Here is a 17,465-nt window from a genome sequence, read left to right as displayed (position 1 = left end):
CCAACGTCTTTATTTGACTTTAACCCTGTGCGTTCACAACAGTGCAGCCCACGCATGGCGCGGGGGACGCTGCCAGAGCGGCAATGACAGAATAATGCCCTTGGGGGTCGTGGGTTTGTTTCAGGAAAGCCAGTTGGGATTGCAACAGGGCGGCGCATCCATGTCGATGTGGATGGCGGACGCGCTGGCGACGGGCGCGCAACAGCCGCGCGACTGGCGCACGCGACTGCGCGACTGGGCCGATGAAGTCGAACTGGTCCCCGACCTTGGCGAACGGGTCGGCAGCCTGACATGGTTTCGGGGGCTGGCCACCTGTTTCGGGCTGTGCGCGACGGCGCTGTACCTGTCGCCGGGTTTCGAACCCCTGCCCAGCCTGCCGGGCGCGACGCTGAACGATGCGCATTATGACGAAGTGCGCAGCCAGATGATCACCCCGCTGGCGCTGGGTGCGGACAGCGGGCGCCGCATGGGCGCGACCGATGCCGTGCAGCCGCTGCGCGAAACGCCCGAACGGCCGCAGATCGAACTGAGCGCCCAGATCGGCAGCAGCGACACGCTGGCCCGCGCCCTGTCGCGCGCCGGGGTGAGCGGCGGCGACGTCGCGACGATTACGTCGATGGTCGATGGCGACATCAGCGGCGGGGTGAAACCGGGGACGCGGCTTGACATCATCCTTGGTCGCCGGGCGAGCCGGGACCGGCCCCGTCCGCTCGACAAGCTGGCGTTTCGCGCGCGGCTGGACCTGTCGCTGGAAGTGACGCGGGCGGGCGGCGTGCTGTCGGTCAGGCGCATTCCGATCCGCGTGGACAATACGCCGCTGCGCATTCAGGGCGTAGTCGGCGACAGCATCTATCGATCCGCGCGCGCCGCCGGTGCGCCGCCCAAGGCGGTGCAGGCATTCCTGCGCGTGATCGCGGGTCAGGTGGACCTTGGCGGGGTCGGCGCTGGCGACCGTTATGACATCGTGACCGAATATCGCCGGGCGGAAACCGGCGATGTCGAGGTCGGCGACCTGCTCTATGCGGGGTTGAAGCGGGCACGCGGCAAATCGATCGACATGCTGAAATGGACGAAGGACGGCCGCACCGAATGGTTCGAGGCGTCGGGCGTGGGTGAGCGGCGCGGCGTGCTGTCGGCGCCGGTTTCGGGGCGCATGTCGTCGGGCTATGGCGCGCGGCGTCACCCGATCCTGGGCTATACGCGCATGCATGCGGGCATCGATTTCGCGGCGCGTTACGGATCGCCCATCTATGCCGTGACCGACGGCGTGGTCGCCTTTGCCGGGCGGCATGGCGGCCATGGCAATTATGTGCGCATCCAGCATGGCGGGGGGCTGGGCACCGGGTACGCCCATATGAGCCGGATCGCGGCGCGCGCGGGTGAGCGGGTGCGGCGCGGACAGGTGATCGGCTATGTCGGGTCGACCGGCCTGTCGACCGGTCCGCATCTTCACTATGAACTCTATCGCGGTGGCGCGACCGTCAACCCCCTGTCCGTGAAGTTCACCACCGTTGCGCAGCTGGCCGGAGCGGAATTGCGGGCGTTCCGCGCGAAGCTGGCCCAATATCAGGGGCTGCGCGTGGGGATGCATGACGGCTTTGCCGGAAAGGCCGCCGCCGCACCTGCCGCGAACGGAAAATAAAGCGCTTTCCGCGTCCGGGCCGGTCGGTTAGGGCGCGGACATGACTGGTCCGATCACCGCCATCCTGTTAGCGGGCGCGCGCCCGATCCCCGATCCGCTGGCGCGCGCGGCAGGCGTGCCGGTCAAGCCGCTGGTGCCCGTGGGCGGGGAGCCGATGATCAATCGCCCCGCGGAGGCCTTGCTGGCGCATCCGGCGATCGACCGGGTGATCATCCTGACGCAGGCGCCGGAACATTTCGCCGCCGATCCCGCAACCGCATGGCTGGCCAGCGAACCGCGCGTCCGGTTCGACCGGGGCGGGCAGGGGATCGCGTCATCCCTGCTGCAATTGCTGGAGGCAGGGGCGGTGCCGTTCCCGATCCTGCTGACGACGGCGGACCATGTGCTGTTGAACGCGGCGATGCTGGACCAGTTCGTGGCGGAAGCGCAGGGCGCGGACGTCGCCGTCGCCATGGTGGAACGGGCCAATCTGCTGGCGCGCTATCCGGGGTCGCGGCGCACATGGCTCAAATTCCGCGACGGATGGTGGTCGGGCGCGAACATCTTCTGGTTCGGCAGCGACAGGGCGAGGACGATCATCGCCCTGTGGCAGGAGGTCGAGCAGGACCGCAAGAAGGGGTGGAAGATATTGGCGGCCTTTGGCCCCTTCGCGCTGATCGGCGCGCTGCTGCGGCTGTTGACGCTGCGCGGCGGGATGGCGCGGATCGGGCGGAAGTTCGGCCTGACCGCGCGGCTGGTCGCGATGGACAGCCCCGAAGCCTGTATCGACGCGGACAAGGTGGAGGATGTGCTGCTGATCGAAACGATATTGCGCGGGTGACGAAGGCGTAAGTGGGTCAAGTGGTTTCGAGCAAGGGCGGACGCAAGAAACCCGTTCGGGCTGAGCTTGTCGAAGCCCTTTCCTTTCTTCTAAAACCTTGTGGTTTCCAGAAAAATTAAAGCCCTTCGACAGGCTCAGGGCGAACGGCGCTTGTGGGGTGAGTATCCGCTTCCCACCCTTCCCACGCATCCGGCACCATTATTGCGGCTCGCCACTCTCCCCTTCGCCCGGCGGCTGGGGCGGCACGATCCGTGGCGGCGGCGGGGCGCCTTCGGGGGGTGGCGGCCCGCGCTGGTCCACCGGCAGGCGGATCTGGTTGCCGCCGATATTCACCGTCATTCCACCTTCATCCACGCCCACGCCGACATTGCCGATGCCGCTTTCGACCGCGACATTGGCGATCGCGTTGACGAGGTCGGCGTCCTGCGTTTCTTCCGGGGCATCCTCGACCGGCTCGTTGATCGCTCCACTCATGAAATTGCGCCAGATGCGGGCGGGCACGCCGCCACCGGCCGCCCCGCCGGGCAGGGGGGCGTTGTCGTCATTGCCGATCCACACCGCCGTCACCAGGCCACCGGCATAGCCCACGAAGATCGCGTCGCGGCTGTCCTGCGTCGTGCCCGTCTTGCCGAACGTGCTGGTGCGCAGCGCGGCCGCGCTGCCGGTGCCGCGATTGGCGGCGGAGGACAGAAGGTCGCGGATCATTTCCAGCTGATCGTCGCTGAAATGGCGCTGGCGCCGCATCAGCTTTTCGAACCAGCCCTGTTCTTCGGGGGGCAGGCCATGGGCGACGACCGGATAGGCGCCCGCCGCGACGGAAGCATAGGCTTCGGCCAGTTCGACCAGCGGAATTTCCGACGTGCCGAGCGCCAGGCTGAGATCCTCGGTCAGCGGCGCGGTGACGCCCAGATCGCGGGCGACCTTGATCACATTGTCGACGCCGACCTTTTGCGTCAGGCGCACCGCGGCCACATTGCTGGACGCGGCGAAGGCCTGACGCAGGGTGATGCGCCCGCGATATTTGCCGCCATGATTGGCCGGGCGGTACGTGCCCGTGGTGATCGGCGTATCGTCCACCATGTCGTCGGGCGTCATGCCCGCGCGGAAGGCGGCGAGGTAGACGAACAGTTTGAAGGTCGATCCGGGCTGACGCCTGGCCTGCACGGCGCGGTTGAAGCTGCTCTTGTCGTAATTCTTGCCGCCCACCATGGCGACGACGCTGCCGTCGGGCTTCATCGCCACCAGCGCGGCCTGCGCCCCGCCCAACGGCGCGCGGCGGATCGCGGCTTCGGCCAGACGCTGAATGCGCCAGTCGAGCGTGGTCGCCACTTCCTGTTCGCCATAGACCGCGCCCGCCCGGTCGCGGGCATGGGGCAGCACCCAGTCGGCGAAATAGGTACCGGTGGTGGGATCGGGATCGTCATGCACGTTGACCCGCGCGGGGGGCAGGGCGTTGCGTTCGGCCTGACTGATATAGCCCGCATCGACCATCGCCTGCGTCACCAGCGCGGCGCGGGTGCGGGCGCCCTTCAGATTGGATGTGGGGGCAAGGCGCGAAGGGGCCTTCAGCAAACCCGCCAGCATCGCGGCCTGCGGGATGGTCAGCCGTTCGGGCGCGCGGTTGAAATAATGGCGCGCCGCCGCCCGCAGGCCATAGACATTGTCGCCGAAATAGACGTTGGAGAGGTATCTCTCCATGATCTGGTCCTTGGTCAGCCATGCTTCCAGCCAGATCGCGATCAGCGCTTCGCGCGCCTTGCGGCCGAAGGTGCGGTCGCTGGACAGGAACACGCCCTTGGCCAGCTGTTGCGTGATGGTGCTGCCGCCCTGCGACGATCCGTCCGACCAGATATTGTGCCACATTGCGCGCGCTATGCCGCGCGGGTCGACGCCCCAGTGACTCTGGAACCGGCGATCCTCGATCGCCATGAACGCCTGGGGCACATGGGCGGGCAAATCCGCCATGGTGACCGGTTTGTCGATCACCGCGCCGCGCCGTGCGATCAGGTGGCCGTCCGCCGACATCAGGCTGATTGCAGGCGGGGCGATGGGTTTCAGCGACCGGGACAGCGGCGCCGTGACCGCCAGCCAGCCAATCAGGATCATCAGCACGGCAAGACCCGCCGCCGCGACCCATCCGCCGATCTGCAAGCGGCGACGCCATGGAGTGGGCGGGGCAAAGGCGCTGGGCGGCCCGGCGCCGAATGCGCGTGGGGGCAGCGCCGCAGGATCGGCAGGGGCGGAGTCGTTCATTTCTTCGTCCATGCTGTATTGTTCACATCATACAGTCAAGTCTGTCCCGCGCCGGGACAGGCCGGAATTAATCACAAAATCGACTGGCCTTAATGGTAAATATTTCGTTAACCACCTGCCATGCGAAACAGACCCCTCGTCCTGACCACCGAGTCCGCCCGCCATCCCTTTCGCCAGCGGATCCCCGTCCATGTGCTGCGCGTAGTCGAGGATGGCCCCGCGCGCACCCGCCGCCTGCGCGACGACGATGCCGACTGGAAATTGTTCGGGTTGAGCTTTGCCGCATTCTTCACGGCCTTTTACAGCTTCATTTTCTAAAGGGGCCCGAAGCGTCAGGTCAGCTGCAATTGGGGCCGTCGCAGGCCCGGTGCAGTTTCAGCGCCATCGCCGCGCAGGGCAGCGTCAGGAACGCGACCAGCAGCAGCTGCATCACCACCGAAACGCCCGCGATGCTGAGGCCGATGGCGCATAGCGAACCGACCACCATCGCCCCCGAATTGACGATATTGTTCGCCGCCACCGTCCGCGCCGCTTCGCATTTTTCGACCGTGGTCGTCAGGAAGGCATAGAGCGGCACGACGAACATGCCGCCGAACGTCGCGACGCCCAGCAGGCAGGCCGACAGCGGAATGGCCAGCGGATGCGCCAGAAATCCCGTCAGCGACAGCATCTGCCCGTCCGCAGCAGGCGTCCACAGATCGCACACGATATGGAAGGCGACGATGCACAGCCCCATGCCGATGACGGATGCGGGCGCATATTTCGCCGACACATGCCCCTGTAGCAGCCGGTTGATCGCGACCGATCCGATGGCGATGCCGATTGAAAAGATCGCGAGGAACAGGCTGGCGACCGGCTTGTCGGCGGTCAGCACATTCTTCACCAGCGGTGGAAACTGGATGAACAGGATGGAGCCGACGGCCCAGAACAGGCTGATCGACATGATGGCCAGGAACAGGCGGCGGATGTGCATCGTGCCGCGCACCAGCGCGACCGACGATCGGATGATGTGAAAATCGATCGGCTGCGTTTCCAGCAGCGACGGGGCGGACGGCACCTTTCGCCCGGCGACATAGCCGATCAGCGCGGTGACGATGATGCCCACGGCGGCGGCCTCCACCGGGATGATACCCGCGAGGATCGTGCCCGCCAGAATCGCGATATAGGTGCCCGCTTCGACGAGGCCGGTGCCGCCCAGCACTTCGTCGTCATGCAGATGCTGGGGCAGGATCGCATATTTGATGGGGCCAAAGAAGGTCGAATGGATGCCCATCGCGAACAGGGCGGCGAGCAGCAGCGGAATGGCCAGCGTATGGACCGCGATGCCGCTCCAGATAAGGCCGAGGCCCAGTGCGCCAACGCCCATGATGAAGATTTCGGCGGCCTTTACCCAGCGGATGATGACGGCCTTGTCCCGCTGGTCCGCCAGCTGGCCCGACAAAGCGGACAGCAGGAAGAAGGGCAGGATGAACAGGCCCGTCGCCAGCGCGCTGAACCAGGTTTCCGACTTTTCGTCATTATAGACCTGATAGACGACGAACAGCACCATGGCGTTCTTGAACAGGTTATCGTTGAACGCGCCCAGCAGCTGGGTGATGAAAAGCGGCAGAAAACGGCGCTTGTTCAGGAGCCTGAGAGAGGCTTGCATGGAATAGGGGGTCTTCTTTCCCGTTAGCGACCGGGCCGGGGTCTAGCGTCTGGCGAAGCGCATGTCCAATGGCGTTACATTGATATACGCACATGCTTGTGCACTGTCCCGGTCTGTGGCACTTCGCGCCCATGCTGACGCTGCCCAATTTGCTGACGCTTTCGCGCATCATCACCGTGCCGCTGCTGGTGGCATTGCTCTGGCCCGAAGAAGTGGCGGGGGTGGGGCTGGGTGCGCGATGGACGACCGGCTATGCTCTGGCCTTTGCGCTATACTGCCTGATGGGCATTACCGATTATTTCGACGGATACCTTGCCCGCGCGCAGGGCACCGTGTCGAAGCTGGGCGTGTTTCTCGATCCGATCGCGGACAAGATCATGGTCGGCGCGGTCATCCTGATGCTGGCGGCGACCCGCGATATTCGCGGCATCCACATAGCCGCCGCGATGATCATCCTGCTGCGCGAAATCGCGGTGTCGGGCCTGCGCGAATTTCTGGCGGGGTTGCAGGTGTCGGTGCCGGTGTCCCGCCTCGCCAAATGGAAGACGACGTGCCAGATCATCGCGCTGGGCGCGCTGATCCTGGCCGGGGCCGTGCCGCAATTTCCCTTCGTTCAGCTGGTGGGCATCGTGACGTTGTGGGCGGCCGCGATCCTGACGCTGATCACCGGATGGGATTATCTGCGCGTCGGCATCCGGCATATGGACTGATCCATGCCGGGCGCCATGCTGAGCATCGTCTATTTCGCCTGGGTGCGTGAAGCCATCGGGCTGGACGAGGAGCAGGTGGAACGGCCTGCCCCCGGCGCGCGCGTTGCCGATCTGATCGCGATGCTGGCGGCGCGGGGCGGCGGTTATGCGCAGGCGCTGGGCCATTCCGAAAAATTGCGCGCGGCGATCGACCAGCATTTCGTGCCGATCGACAGCGTGATCGGCGACGCCCGCGAAGTGGCGATCTTTCCCCCGGTCACCGGCGGGTGAAGCGGGTCGCGATACAGACGGCGGATTTCGACGTCGCGGCCGAGCTGGCGGCGCTGGAGTCGCTGGGCGGCGGGGGCGTGGCCAGCTTTACCGGCGTGGTGCGGGGCGAAGGCGGGCTGATCGCGCTGGAGCTGGAACATTATCCCGCCATGACGCAGGCGCAGGTCGACCGCATCGTGGACGACGCGCTGGCCCGCTGGCCATTGCTGGGGGTGAGCGTGATCCATCGTTTCGGACGGCTGGAGCCGGGCGCACGGATCGTGTTCGTGGGCACCGCGTCGCGCCATCGCACCGCGGCGCTGGAAAGCTGCGCCTTCCTGATCGACTGGCTGAAATCCCATGCGCCCTTCTGGAAGAAGGAGCATTGGGGCGACGGCGCGACCCGTTGGGTCGAGGCGCGGGCGGAGGATGAAGCGAAGGCGAAGGGCTGGAACGGCTGAGTTCAGCCGGTCTGTTCAGGCCGCTTCGGGCAGGCGGCAACTGGTGGCCGCCGCGTCGCGCAATATTCCGGCGAGCAGGCGAAATTCCTTTTCCCGCGGACTGTTGCGCCGCCAGATGAGCGCGATGTCGCGCGACGATCGATCCGATTCCAGCGGCCGCGCGGTAATCTTCGTATGTTCCAATATGCCCCCGGCAATCGCCATTTCGGGGATCATCGTCACGCCCAGCCCGTTGTCCACCATCTGAATGAGCGTGTGCAGCGACGTGCCCATCATCGTCGTGCTGGCGCGCAGATCCGGGCGGTTGCAGGCGGCGAGCGCATGGTTCTTCAGGCAATGGCCGTCCTCCAGCAGCAGCAGGCGGCTTTCGTCGATCATCGCCGGATCGATCCAGTCGGGCGGGTTGATCGGCTCATCCTGCGGGAAGGCGACATAGAGCCGGTCGTGGAACAGGATTTCGCTGTCCATTTCGCCCATGGGAAAGGGCAGCGCCAGCAGCACGCAATCGACATTGCCATGGCGCAGCGATTCGATCGCGGCCTGACTGGTTTCCTCGCGCAGATAGAGTTTGAGTTCGGGCCGCTCCGCCCGCAGGCGGGGCAGCAGGCGGGGCAGCAGGAAGGGGGCGATGGTCGGGATCACGCTCATGCGCAGTTCGCCGCTCAAGGGCTTGCCCGAAGCCTGCGCGATGGCGGCCAGTTCCTCCGCTTCGCGCAGCACGCGATGCGCCTTTTCCACGATGCGGTCGCCCAGTGCCGTAAAGCGCACCACGCGGCGGGTGCGCTCCACCAATGTCACGCCGATCAGCGATTCCAGTTCGCGAATGCCCGCCGACAGTGTGGACTGGGTGACGAAACAGCTGTCGGCCGCCTTGCCGAAATGGCCCTGTTCCTTCAGCGCCACCAGATATTGCAGCTGTTTGAGTGTCGGCAGATAGCTGGACATTTATCGTCTTCCTCGATCAGAAGGCGAAATATAATAGCCTTATCCGATAAATCCAAGCCATTTGCCCACGCCGAACAGCGACGTCAGCGTCAGTATGATGCCCACCGCGCTGAACAATATGCGCGGCGCGACATGGCGCGCCAGCATCGCGCCGAAGGGTGCGGCGACCACCCCGCCGATCAGCAGGCCCAGCGTGTAGGTGGTGAAGGTTTCCCAGCCAAGGTGGAGCAGGAAGGTCAGGCTGATCGACGTCGTCAGGATGAATTCGACCGTGTTGACCGTGCCGATGGTGTGGCGCGGGCTGGACCCTTGGAGCAGCAGATTGGACGTCACCACCGGTCCCCAGCCACCGCCGCCCGACGCATCCATGAAGCCGCCGACCAGACCCAGCGGCGTCACCCATTTGGGATCGCGCGGCTTGGGCGGCAGGTGAAAGCCGCACCAGATGAGGTAGATGCCGATCGACGCGAGATAGAGCTGGACGAACGGCTTCACCACCGCGCCATCGATATTGGACAGCAGGTAAGCGCCCGCGACTCCGCCGATGACGCCGGGAATGATGAGTTTGGAAAAGAGTTTCCAGTCGACATTGCGGTGCAGGATATGGCTGATCGCCGACACGCCCGTCGTGAACGTTTCGGCGACATGGACGCTGGCCGACGCGCGGCTGGGCGGGACGCCCATCGTCAGCAACAGGGTGCTGGAAATCACGCCATAGGCCATGCCCAGCGCGCCATCGATGATCTGTGCGCCGAAGCCGACCAGAATGAAGGGCCAGATGTCCCCGAAATTGGCCCAGAAAAAATCCAGCATCCGCTACCCTCTTTTCATATTGTCTACCTTCATGATAGGAATATCCCGTGCCGACAAGCAAGTTTCTATTTTCGGCGGAAAAGCTGGGGATGCGCGCCCATCTGGAAAATGCGACCTTATCGGTCTATATGCGTTGCTCATAACAACGCGTGATCTGATCGGGGACATTCGCATGGTGCGCAACCTCATTGCCTATCTGGATTCGGTGAAGAGCCGCGATCCTGCGCCCCGTTCGCGTGCCGAAATCCTGCTATACCCCGGCGTCTGGTCGCTGGCCTTTCACCGCGTGGCCCATCGGCTCTATCGGTCGAAGCTGTTCTTTCTGGCGCGCGTGGTCAATCACCTGTCGCGCTTCCTGACCGGAAACGACATTCATCCCGGCGCAAAGATCGGCAAACGCTTCTTCATCGACCATGGCTTTACCGTGATCGGTGAAACGGCGGAAATCGGCGATGACGTCACCCTGTATCAGAATGTCACGCTGGGCGGGACGGACCCGGCCAATGGCATTGCGGGCAAACGGCACCCGACGCTGAACGATGGCGTGATCGTGGGGTCGGGCGCGCAGGTGCTGGGGCCGGTCAATGTCGGTGCACGGGCGCGCGTGGGCGCCAATGCCGTGGTGACGAAGGATGTGGCCGAAGGGGCGACCATGGTCGGCATTCCGGCGCGCCCCATGCTGGTGGACGTTACTGCCTATCAGCGCGACTTCGTACCCTATGGCACGCCCTGTTCCGACTGTTTCGACCCGGAAAAGCAGAAGCTGGAACTGCTCCAGTGCGAAGTCGAGCGGCTTCAGAAGCGGCTGTCGGAACTGATGGCCGAACGGCAGACGCCCAGTCTGCTCGCCCCTCGCCTGCCCGATTCTCGTCTGCCCGATGATGCGACGGACACGCCGCTGTTCAGGGAGCGTGACCGGGCCTGATGAACAATGTGACGCCGTTTCCGCATCAGGGCGTTGGAGCACAGGGCGCGCAGGTCGGGTTCGACCGGCTGGAATTGCAGCGGATCATGGACCTGTACGGCCGCATGGTGTCGGCGGGCCACTGGCGCGACTATGCCATGGACATGGGGCGGGAAGCCGCGATTTTCAGCGCGTTCCGCCGGTCCGCCGAACGGCCCGAATATCGCATCGAAAAACGCCCGGCGCTGCGCCATCGGCAGGGCATGTGGGCGCTGGTCGGCGAAAGCGGCCAGATATTGAAGCGCGGTCAGGAATTGCAGGGCGTGCTGGCCCCGGTCGAACGCAAGCTGATGCGCATCGTGGAGGATTGACCCCGTCCTGCCGCTGAGGCCCCATTTCGCATCGGGCCGTCTTCAATCCCGCTGGACAGGGCGTGTCGGATCGGCATTCATTGTCGCCATAAAAAGCGGGGTAGAGTTATGGCGATCAGCTTCACGGTGAATGGCAAGGCGCGTCAGGTGGATGGCGACCCGTCCAAGCCGCTTTTATGGGTGCTGCGCGAAGATCTGGACATGGTCGGCACCAAATTCGGTTGCGGCGCCGGGCTGTGCGGGGCGTGCACCGTGCATCTGGACGGCAATGCCATCCGGTCGTGCCAGACGCCGGTCGCCGATGTGAATGGCCTCGCGGTCACGACGATAGAGGGGGTGCAGGCCAGCGATCCGGGGCAGCGGATCGCCGCCGCGTGGATCAGGCATGACGTGCCCCAGTGCGGCTATTGCCAGGCGGGGCAGATCATGAGCGCCACCGCACTGCTGGCGGCCACGCCAAAGCCCAGCGATGATGAGATCGACGCGGCGATGATGGGCAATCTGTGCCGTTGTTCCACCTATATCCGGATTCGCGCGGCGATCAGGGACGCGGCGGGCATAGACGCAGCGGACATAGACGCAGCGGACAGGGGTGCGTCGGGTAGGGGCGCAGCGCGCTGGGCGGAGGCGAAGGCATGAGCGCCGCGATCCTTTCACGCCGGGGCTTCATTTCCGCATCGCTGCTGGCGGGCGGCGGTCTGCTATTCGACCTCAACATGCCGGTCGCCCGCGCGGAGAACGGCGCGCCCGTCATCCTGAGCGCCTTCATCCGCATCCTGCCCGACAATCGCATCGTCATCGGCGCGAAGAATGCGGAGGTGGGGCAGGGCGCCAAGACCATGCTGCCGATGATGATCGCGGAGGAACTGGACGTCGACTGGGCGCAGGTCACGATCGAACAGACCCATGCCGATGCGAAGATTTTCGGCGGACAGACGGCGGGCGGCAGCCGCACCACGCCGCGCGAATGGTTGCCCACGCGGCAGGCGGGGGCGGCGGCCCGTGCGATGCTGGTTGCGGCGGCGGCGGCGCAATGGCAGGTCGCGCACGATACGCTGCGCACCGCCAGCGGCCGGGTGACCGATCCCACATCCGGCAGGTCCGCGACCTATGCCTCGCTCGCGGCGGTGGCGGCGAAACTGCCCGCGCCCGATCCGGCGACCCTGAAACTGAAGGACGCCGCCGATTTCCGCATCATCGGCCGGTCGGTCGTGGGCGTCGACACGCCTGCCATCGTCGCGGGACAGCCGCTTTACGGCATCGATACGAAACTGCCCGGCATGCTCCACGCCGTGATCGAAACCTGCCCGGCCTTTGGCGGAACCTTCAAATCGGCCAATCTGGATGTGGTGCAGGCATTGCCGGGCATCGCCGATGTGCTGGTGATCAGGGGCGACGGCACCCCCGAATCCGGCCATGACGGCGTGGCCATCCTGTCCAGAAGCTGGTGGACCGCCAATCAGGCGCGTGACGCGTTGAAGGTGGAATGGGACGTCAGCGCCGTCAGCACTTTTTCGACGCAATCCTACGCAACGCAGGCGGCCGAACGAATCAGGGGCAAGGGGGACGGCGACATCGTCCGCACCGGCGACATCGACGCCGCCTTTACCGGGGCGGCCAGAACCGTCAGCGCGAACTACAGCTATCCCTTCGTCGCGCACGGCACGCTGGAGCCGCAAAATTGCACCGCCCTGTTCAGGGATGGCGCCGTCGAAATCTGGGCGCCGACGCAAAATCCGGAAAATGGACGCGCTCTGGTGGCCAAGGCGCTGAACCTGCCGTCGGAGAAGATCCGGATCAACTTCACCCGGATCGGCGGCGGCTTTGGCCGACGGCTGATGAACGACTATATGGTGCAGGCGGCGCAGATCGCTGCGCAGGTGCCTGGCGTGCCGGTCAAGTTGCTGTGGACGCGGCAGCAGGATATGCAGCGCGATTTCTACCGGCCCGCCGGATGGCATGGTTTTCGCGCGGCGCTGGACAAGAATGGCCGGATGACCGGCTTCCACGATCATTTCGTCACTTTTGGCAAGGATGGGAAGCCTGCCCGTTCCGCCGAACTGCCCGCGCATGAACCGCCCGCCGGCCTGATCGACAATGTGCTGCTGGAACAGAGTTTCCTTTCCACCAACATGCCGACCGGATGGCTGCGCGCGCCCGGCTCCAATGCGCTGGCCTTCGTCTATCAGGCGTTTCTGGACGAAGTGGCGCAGGCGGCGGGCAAGGATCTGCCGACGCTGATGATCGAACTGCTGGGCGAGCCCAAGGACATGCCGCGCGGCAACAACGCGCCGTCCTTCGTGACGGAACGGGCCAAGGGCGTCATCCGCAAGGTCGTCGATATGGGCGGATGGGCCGACCGCAAGGCGCTGCCCAAGGGGACGGGCAAGGGATTCGCCTTTTATTACAGCCATATGGGCTATTTTGCCGAGGTGCTGGAGGTCGCAATCATCGATGGCATGCCAAAGGTGAAGACCGTCTGGGTCGCGGGCGATGTCGGCAGCCAGATCATCAACCCGATCAACGCCCTGCATCAGGTGCAGGGTTCCGTGATCGAAGGACTGGGGCAGGCGCTGGCCGGGCAGGTCATCACGCAGGTCGACGGCGCGGTGGAACAGGCCAATTTCGACACCCATCCCTTCCTGCGCATCAGCGACGCGCCGCAGATCGTCGTGGAGTTCGTGAAGACCGACTATCCGCCCACGGGTCTTGGCGAACCGGCGCTGCACCCCGTCATCCCGGCATTGGTGAACGCGATCCATGCCGCGACCGGAAAGCGCATCCGCACCCTGCCGATCACGACGGAGATGCTGGCCTGACGACGGCCTCCGACGCAATCGGGGGTTGCGTCGGTGTTGCCGATTATGTCATGCAGCAATAAATTATGACGAACGTCAAATTTGCATGGCGGATATGGCTGCGGCCATCCGTCATGGAAATGGAAGCGTCATAAGAGCGCTGGCCTGACGGATCTGGGGCGTGGCCGGGACCGGCCGTTCACCCGCAGATCGAGGACGGCCGACGATATTGGGGGTGGTGCCGAAAAAGCTGCCAGATGCGCTCAGGGCAAAAGACCGGGCGTCAAGGGGGACATATAGGGTGAAGCGGCTTCCCGTCACGAAACTGGGCCTTTTGGTGCTTTTTTCCGCATCCGTCGTTTTCGCGCAGGGGGATGATGGCCCGACCGGTGCGACGAAGGAGACGGAGCCGGGCATCCCCGTCACCGATCCGCTGGTGAAGGAAAAATGCGGCAGCTGTCATAACGGCGATGACAAGGGCAACCTGTCCCGCATCAGCTGGGTCCGCACCACGCCCGAAGGCTGGGCACAGGCGATCAAGCGCATGGTGCGCCTCAATGGCCTCGACATCACGCCGAATGAAAGCCGGTCGATCGTCAAGTCTCTGGCGTCGTCCCATGGCCTGGCCCCCGAAGAGGCGCGCCCGGTCATGTATCTGCCCGAAAAGCGGATCATCGACGAAACGCTGATCCCCAATGAAACGATGCGCGGCGCCTGCGCCAGTTGTCACGCCTATGCGCAGCCCCTGTCCTGGCGCCGGTCGAAAATGGAATGGAAGACGTTGCAGGATCTGCACGTCGCCCTTTATTCGCAGGCGGACGCGCAATATCGCCGCCCGGCCGAGGACGCCGAACAGCCGGTCGGCCGCGACCCCAAGGACAAGATGACGCGCGGGGAATATGCGCTGACCTATCTGCCCAAGGTCGCGGGACTGCACAGCCCGCAATGGGCGGCATGGAGCGCACGGCAACGCAATCCGCGCCTGACGGGCGAATGGCTGGTGGTGGCCAGCGTGCCGGGCAAGGGACGTTTCGTAGGCGACCTGACCGTCGCGCCGGGGAAGGCGGCCGATGAATTTACGACCAGCGCGACGCTGCGTTCGCTGACGGATGGCGGCGCGATCCGCCGGGCGGGAACCGGCATCGTCTATGCGGGCTATAGCTGGCGCGGATCGTCCAAGGGAGGGGCGGCGGCCGCACCCGATGATCTGAACAGCGCCGCCCGCGAAACATTGTGGTTCGCGCCCGATCAGCAGAGCGCGCAGGGACGCTGGTTCTGGGGCGATTATCAGGAGTTCGGATATGATGTGAAGCTGATCCGCGCCACCGCCGCGCCCGCGATCCTGGCGGTAACGCCGGGGCTGGCGAAGGCGGGTGCGAAGGGGGTTCAGTTTCACATATATGGCCATAATCTGCCCGGCTCCCTGACGCCGGGTGACGTCGATCTGGGGCTGGGCATCACCGCGACGAAAATCCTGTCGGCCACCCCGACGGAGATGATCGTCACCGCCGATGTGGCGCCTGCCGCCGCCGCGGGGCAACGCGACGTCGCCATCGCCGGAGCGGTGCTGGAGCAGGCTTTCCCGGTCTATCGCAATATCGATTATATCAAGGCGACACCGGAAACCGCGCTGGCGCGTCTGGGCGGCATCAAATTCGGCAAGGGCTATCAGCAGTTCGAAGCGATCGGATATGATAATGGTCTGGATGGCAAGCCGAACACGGGCGACGACGTGGCGCTTGGCCCCGTGGACGCCAGCTGGTCGATGCAGGAATTCATGTCGGTCTATGCCGACGACGACACCAGATATGTTGGCGCGCTCAGCCCTGCCGCATTCTTCACCCCGGCGGAAGAAGGGCCAAACCCCGCCCGCCGTTTCGGCCGCAACAATTATGGCGAGGTGTGGGCCGTCGCCACCGCGAAAAATGCAAAGGACAGGTTCGGCAAGCCATTGAGCGCGCGGGCCTATCTGGTCGTCACCGTCCCCATGTATCAACGTTTCGACCAGCCGGAGGTGTCGCGATGACCGTGATGCAATCCCCGCCCGCTTATGCCCGCGCCGAATATCATGGCTTTTCGGCGGGTGGCAGCGACTTCATCTATCTGGTGAGCGCGGGCGCGATCTTCGAAATCGATGACGATGTGCAGGCGGTGCTGTCCCGTCTGGATGGGCAGCAACTGTCCCACGCCGCGCTGATCCGCGCACTGGTGGAGGATGGCCGCGCCCCGGAAGAGGCCGAAGCACTGGTGCGCGAACTGCGCGCCGCGCGGCTGATCCAGCAGGGCGTGGCCGCCCCGGTCGCGCCATCCGCGCCGCCCGCCGATTTCCCGTTGCAGGCGCTGGTGCTGAACGTCACCAATCAGTGCAACCTTGCCTGCACCTATTGCTATGAATTTGGCGCGGACAAGATCGCGACGCCCGCAGGCAAGCCCAAATATATGACGCTGGACACGGCGAAAGCGTCGGTCGACCTGCTGATCGCCGAGGCGGTCGGGCGCAAGGCGGTGCATATCACCTTCTTCGGCGGCGAAACGCTGATGAACTTCCGCCTGCTGCGCGATGTGGTGAACTATGCCAATAAGGCGACGGCGGCCGTGAGGAAGGGCATTACCTACAGCCTGACCACCAACGCCACGCTGCTGACCCCCGAAATCGTCACTTTCCTGTCGGACAACCGCATCGGTGTCACCGTGTCGATGGATGGCCCGCCGGAGGTGCAGGACAGGCACCGCGTCTATAAAAATGGCAAGGGCAGCTATGCGGTCATCGAACCGCGCCTGCGCACGCTGATCGCCAATCACAAGAGCCGTGCCGTCACCGCCCGCGTCACGCTGACCCAAGGTGTTACCGACGTCGTGCGCATTTTCCGTCACCTCAAGGACGATCTTGGCTTTCACGAGGTCGGCTTTGCGCCGGTGACGACGGGTGAGGAGCGCGCCTATTCGATCGACGCCAACGGCATGGACGATGTGCTGGCGCAGTTCAGCGCGTTGGCGGACGAATGGCTGGAATATGCCCTGCGGGGTGAGGTGCATGGGTTCACCAATGTCAGCGAAACGATCAGCGAACTGATTTCCGGCGTCAACAAATCGCATCCCTGTGGCGCGGGGCTGGGCCTGATGGGCGTCAGCCCGTCGGGCGACCTGTCGCCATGCCATCGCTTCACCGATGCCGACACGCATGTGATGGGCCATGTGTCCAGCGGTATCGACCGCGCGAAGCAGGGCGCCTTCCTGACCAGGGGGCATGTCGAGGCGAAATATGACTGCCAGAGCTGCTGGGCGCGGCCGCTCTGCGCGGGCGGATGCCATCATGAGGCATTCGTGCGCTATGGCGACACTGGCCACGCAAACCTGCATTATTGCGACTGGATACGGCAATGGACCGACACTTGCCTGCGCATCTACGGCGAACTGGCGGTGAAAAATCCCGGCTTCCTCGAACGCTTCGCTGAACGAAAGGGCCTGTCATGAAGCATCTTCGTGCCATCAACAAAAAGGCGCGCGCGATCGACGAGGCGGTGACGCAGGTCGAAGCTGCGGCGGTGGCAGCGCCTTCCGGTGAAGGCGGGGCCGACATGGAGGAGGATGTCGTCGCCCTCCAGCAACAGCCGCGCCCACATGTGCCGATGGGCTGCACCCTGTCCTTCTCGCCCGGATGGGAAGTGGATGCGGGCGGCGGCACGGCGGGCCTGTGCCAGCCGGTCGAACGCGACATCTATGATTGTTACGTCACCTGTTTCTGGCCGGTGCAGGTGCCCGACCATGTCAATTATTCGCCCGACTGGGCCAGCAACTGCGCCACGGCCACCAAGGACTGGCGCAACCTAGACCTCGTATTTCCGTGAGGC

17 protein-coding genes are annotated in these 17,465 nt (G+C 64.8%); 13 read left to right on the top strand and 4 right to left on the bottom strand.

The features are described from left to right. Positions 1–94 precede the first annotated feature (94 nt). Positions 95–1,642, top strand: coding sequence for a M23 family metallopeptidase (locus ACOJSJ_RS03505; RefSeq protein WP_420143596.1), 1,548 nt, complete (start codon positions 95–97; stop codon positions 1,640–1,642). Positions 1,643–1,682: 40 nt separating this feature from the next. Beyond that, the gene (locus ACOJSJ_RS03500) at positions 1,683–2,462 is read left to right on the top strand and encodes a nucleotidyltransferase family protein (RefSeq protein ID WP_420143595.1); all 780 of its coding nucleotides are present in this window, start codon (positions 1,683–1,685) and stop codon (positions 2,460–2,462) included. Positions 2,463–2,660: 198 nt separating this feature from the next. On the opposite strand, the gene ACOJSJ_RS03495 is transcribed toward ACOJSJ_RS03500, so the two are convergent. Continuing rightward, positions 2,661–4,727, bottom strand: coding sequence for a transglycosylase domain-containing protein (locus ACOJSJ_RS03495; RefSeq protein WP_420143594.1), 2,067 nt, complete (start codon positions 4,725–4,727; stop codon positions 2,661–2,663). Positions 4,728–4,835: 108 nt separating this feature from the next. Between ACOJSJ_RS03495 and ACOJSJ_RS03490 the strand changes: the two genes are divergently transcribed. Continuing rightward, positions 4,836–5,033, top strand: coding sequence for a hypothetical protein (locus ACOJSJ_RS03490; RefSeq protein WP_420143593.1), 198 nt, complete (start codon positions 4,836–4,838; stop codon positions 5,031–5,033). Positions 5,034–5,052: 19 nt separating this feature from the next. Here the strand turns inward: ACOJSJ_RS03490 and ACOJSJ_RS03485 are convergent, their stop codons facing one another. Continuing rightward, the gene (locus tag ACOJSJ_RS03485; RefSeq protein WP_420143592.1) at positions 5,053–6,363 is read right to left on the bottom strand and encodes an MFS transporter; all 1,311 of its coding nucleotides are present in this window, start codon (positions 6,361–6,363) and stop codon (positions 5,053–5,055) included. A 131-nt stretch (positions 6,364–6,494) separates the two neighbouring features. On the opposite strand from ACOJSJ_RS03485, the gene pgsA reads away from it, so the two are divergent. Genes pgsA through ACOJSJ_RS03470 form a run of 3 tightly spaced genes read left to right on the top strand, consistent with a single transcriptional unit; the run spans position 6,495 to position 7,783 of the window. After that, on the top strand, positions 6,495–7,073 hold the full coding sequence (gene pgsA, locus ACOJSJ_RS03480) for a CDP-diacylglycerol--glycerol-3-phosphate 3-phosphatidyltransferase (protein ID WP_420143620.1): 579 nt from the start codon (positions 6,495–6,497) through the stop codon (positions 7,071–7,073). Positions 7,074–7,088: 15 nt separating this feature from the next. Continuing rightward, positions 7,089–7,343 (top strand): molybdopterin converting factor subunit 1, encoded by a 255-nt coding sequence (moaD, locus tag ACOJSJ_RS03475; RefSeq protein WP_420143619.1) that lies wholly within the window; start codon positions 7,089–7,091, stop codon positions 7,341–7,343. Next, entirely contained in the window at positions 7,340–7,783 is a 444-nt protein-coding gene (locus tag ACOJSJ_RS03470) for a molybdenum cofactor biosynthesis protein MoaE (protein ID WP_420143591.1), read from the top strand. Before moaD ends, ACOJSJ_RS03470 begins: the two co-directional genes overlap by 4 nt. Positions 7,784–7,798: 15 nt before the next feature. Here ACOJSJ_RS03470 and ACOJSJ_RS03465 read toward each other — a convergent pair whose 3' ends face one another. Next, on the bottom strand, positions 7,799–8,728 hold the full coding sequence (locus tag ACOJSJ_RS03465; RefSeq protein WP_420143590.1) for a hydrogen peroxide-inducible genes activator: 930 nt from the start codon (positions 8,726–8,728) through the stop codon (positions 7,799–7,801). A 39-nt stretch (positions 8,729–8,767) separates the two neighbouring features. Continuing rightward, entirely contained in the window at positions 8,768–9,541 is a 774-nt protein-coding gene (locus ACOJSJ_RS03460; RefSeq protein ID WP_420143589.1) for a sulfite exporter TauE/SafE family protein, read from the bottom strand. 172 nt (positions 9,542–9,713) lie between these two features. Here ACOJSJ_RS03460 and epsC point away from each other — a divergent pair, with 172 nt between their 5' ends. The 7 genes from epsC to qhpC all read left to right on the top strand — a co-directional run bounded on the left by epsC (position 9,714) and on the right by qhpC (position 17,462). Beyond that, entirely contained in the window at positions 9,714–10,466 is a 753-nt protein-coding gene (gene epsC, locus ACOJSJ_RS03455) for a serine O-acetyltransferase EpsC (RefSeq protein WP_420143588.1), read from the top strand. Further along, complete coding sequence (locus tag ACOJSJ_RS03450) at positions 10,466–10,816, top strand: DUF2794 domain-containing protein (protein ID WP_420143587.1); 351 nt, start codon at positions 10,466–10,468, stop codon at positions 10,814–10,816. Before epsC ends, ACOJSJ_RS03450 begins: the two co-directional genes overlap by 1 nt. A gap of 108 nt (positions 10,817–10,924) precedes the next feature. Continuing rightward, positions 10,925–11,455, top strand: coding sequence for a (2Fe-2S)-binding protein (locus tag ACOJSJ_RS03445; protein WP_420143586.1), 531 nt, complete (start codon positions 10,925–10,927; stop codon positions 11,453–11,455). Next, positions 11,452–13,635 (top strand): molybdopterin cofactor-binding domain-containing protein, encoded by a 2,184-nt coding sequence (locus ACOJSJ_RS03440; RefSeq protein ID WP_420143585.1) that lies wholly within the window; start codon positions 11,452–11,454, stop codon positions 13,633–13,635. Before ACOJSJ_RS03445 ends, ACOJSJ_RS03440 begins: the two co-directional genes overlap by 4 nt. Before the next feature lie 280 nt (positions 13,636–13,915). Then, positions 13,916–15,640 carry a quinohemoprotein amine dehydrogenase subunit alpha gene (gene peaA, locus ACOJSJ_RS03435; RefSeq protein ID WP_420143584.1) on the top strand — a complete coding sequence of 575 codons (1,725 nt, stop codon included), beginning with the start codon at positions 13,916–13,918 and terminating at the stop codon, positions 15,638–15,640. Further along, positions 15,637–17,088, top strand: coding sequence for a quinohemoprotein amine dehydrogenase maturation protein (peaB, locus tag ACOJSJ_RS03430; RefSeq protein ID WP_420143583.1), 1,452 nt, complete (start codon positions 15,637–15,639; stop codon positions 17,086–17,088). The genes peaA and peaB overlap by 4 nt, the downstream gene beginning before the upstream one ends. Continuing rightward, positions 17,085–17,462: a quinohemoprotein amine dehydrogenase subunit gamma gene (gene qhpC / locus ACOJSJ_RS03425; RefSeq protein ID WP_420143582.1), complete on the top strand. Its 378-nt coding sequence runs from the start codon at positions 17,085–17,087 to the stop codon at positions 17,460–17,462. The genes peaB and qhpC overlap by 4 nt, the downstream gene beginning before the upstream one ends. Positions 17,463–17,465 lie beyond the last annotated feature (3 nt).

Source organism: Sphingobium sp., from assembly GCF_048594625.1.
Classification (GTDB): domain Bacteria; phylum Pseudomonadota; class Alphaproteobacteria; order Sphingomonadales; family Sphingomonadaceae; genus Sphingobium.
Note: the sequence above shows the minus strand (reverse complement) of the source record. Positions and strands in the feature narration are given on the sequence as shown.

Bases quoted from the DNA above. Each gene is read 5' to 3' on its own strand.
- ACOJSJ_RS03505 (WP_420143596.1), top strand. From the start codon at position 95: ATGCCCTTGGGGGTCGTGGGTTTGTTTCAGGAAAGCCAGTTGGGATTG.
- ACOJSJ_RS03500 (WP_420143595.1), top strand. From the start codon at position 1,683: ATGACTGGTCCGATCACCGCCATCCTGTTAGCGGGCGCGCGCCCGATC.
- ACOJSJ_RS03495 (WP_420143594.1), bottom strand. From the start codon at position 4,727: ATGGACGAAGAAATGAACGACTCCGCCCCTGCCGATCCTGCGGCGCTG.
- ACOJSJ_RS03490 (WP_420143593.1), top strand. From the start codon at position 4,836: ATGCGAAACAGACCCCTCGTCCTGACCACCGAGTCCGCCCGCCATCCC.
- ACOJSJ_RS03485 (WP_420143592.1), bottom strand. From the start codon at position 6,363: ATGCAAGCCTCTCTCAGGCTCCTGAACAAGCGCCGTTTTCTGCCGCTT.
- pgsA (WP_420143620.1), top strand. From the start codon at position 6,495: ATGCTGACGCTGCCCAATTTGCTGACGCTTTCGCGCATCATCACCGTG.
- moaD (WP_420143619.1), top strand. From the start codon at position 7,089: ATGCTGAGCATCGTCTATTTCGCCTGGGTGCGTGAAGCCATCGGGCTG.
- ACOJSJ_RS03465 (WP_420143590.1), bottom strand. From the start codon at position 8,728: ATGTCCAGCTATCTGCCGACACTCAAACAGCTGCAATATCTGGTGGCG.
- ACOJSJ_RS03460 (WP_420143589.1), bottom strand. From the start codon at position 9,541: ATGCTGGATTTTTTCTGGGCCAATTTCGGGGACATCTGGCCCTTCATT.
- epsC (WP_420143588.1), top strand. From the start codon at position 9,714: ATGGTGCGCAACCTCATTGCCTATCTGGATTCGGTGAAGAGCCGCGAT.
- ACOJSJ_RS03450 (WP_420143587.1), top strand. From the start codon at position 10,466: ATGAACAATGTGACGCCGTTTCCGCATCAGGGCGTTGGAGCACAGGGC.
- ACOJSJ_RS03445 (WP_420143586.1), top strand. From the start codon at position 10,925: ATGGCGATCAGCTTCACGGTGAATGGCAAGGCGCGTCAGGTGGATGGC.
- ACOJSJ_RS03440 (WP_420143585.1), top strand. From the start codon at position 11,452: ATGAGCGCCGCGATCCTTTCACGCCGGGGCTTCATTTCCGCATCGCTG.
- peaB (WP_420143583.1), top strand. From the start codon at position 15,637: ATGACCGTGATGCAATCCCCGCCCGCTTATGCCCGCGCCGAATATCAT.
- qhpC (WP_420143582.1), top strand. From the start codon at position 17,085: ATGAAGCATCTTCGTGCCATCAACAAAAAGGCGCGCGCGATCGACGAG.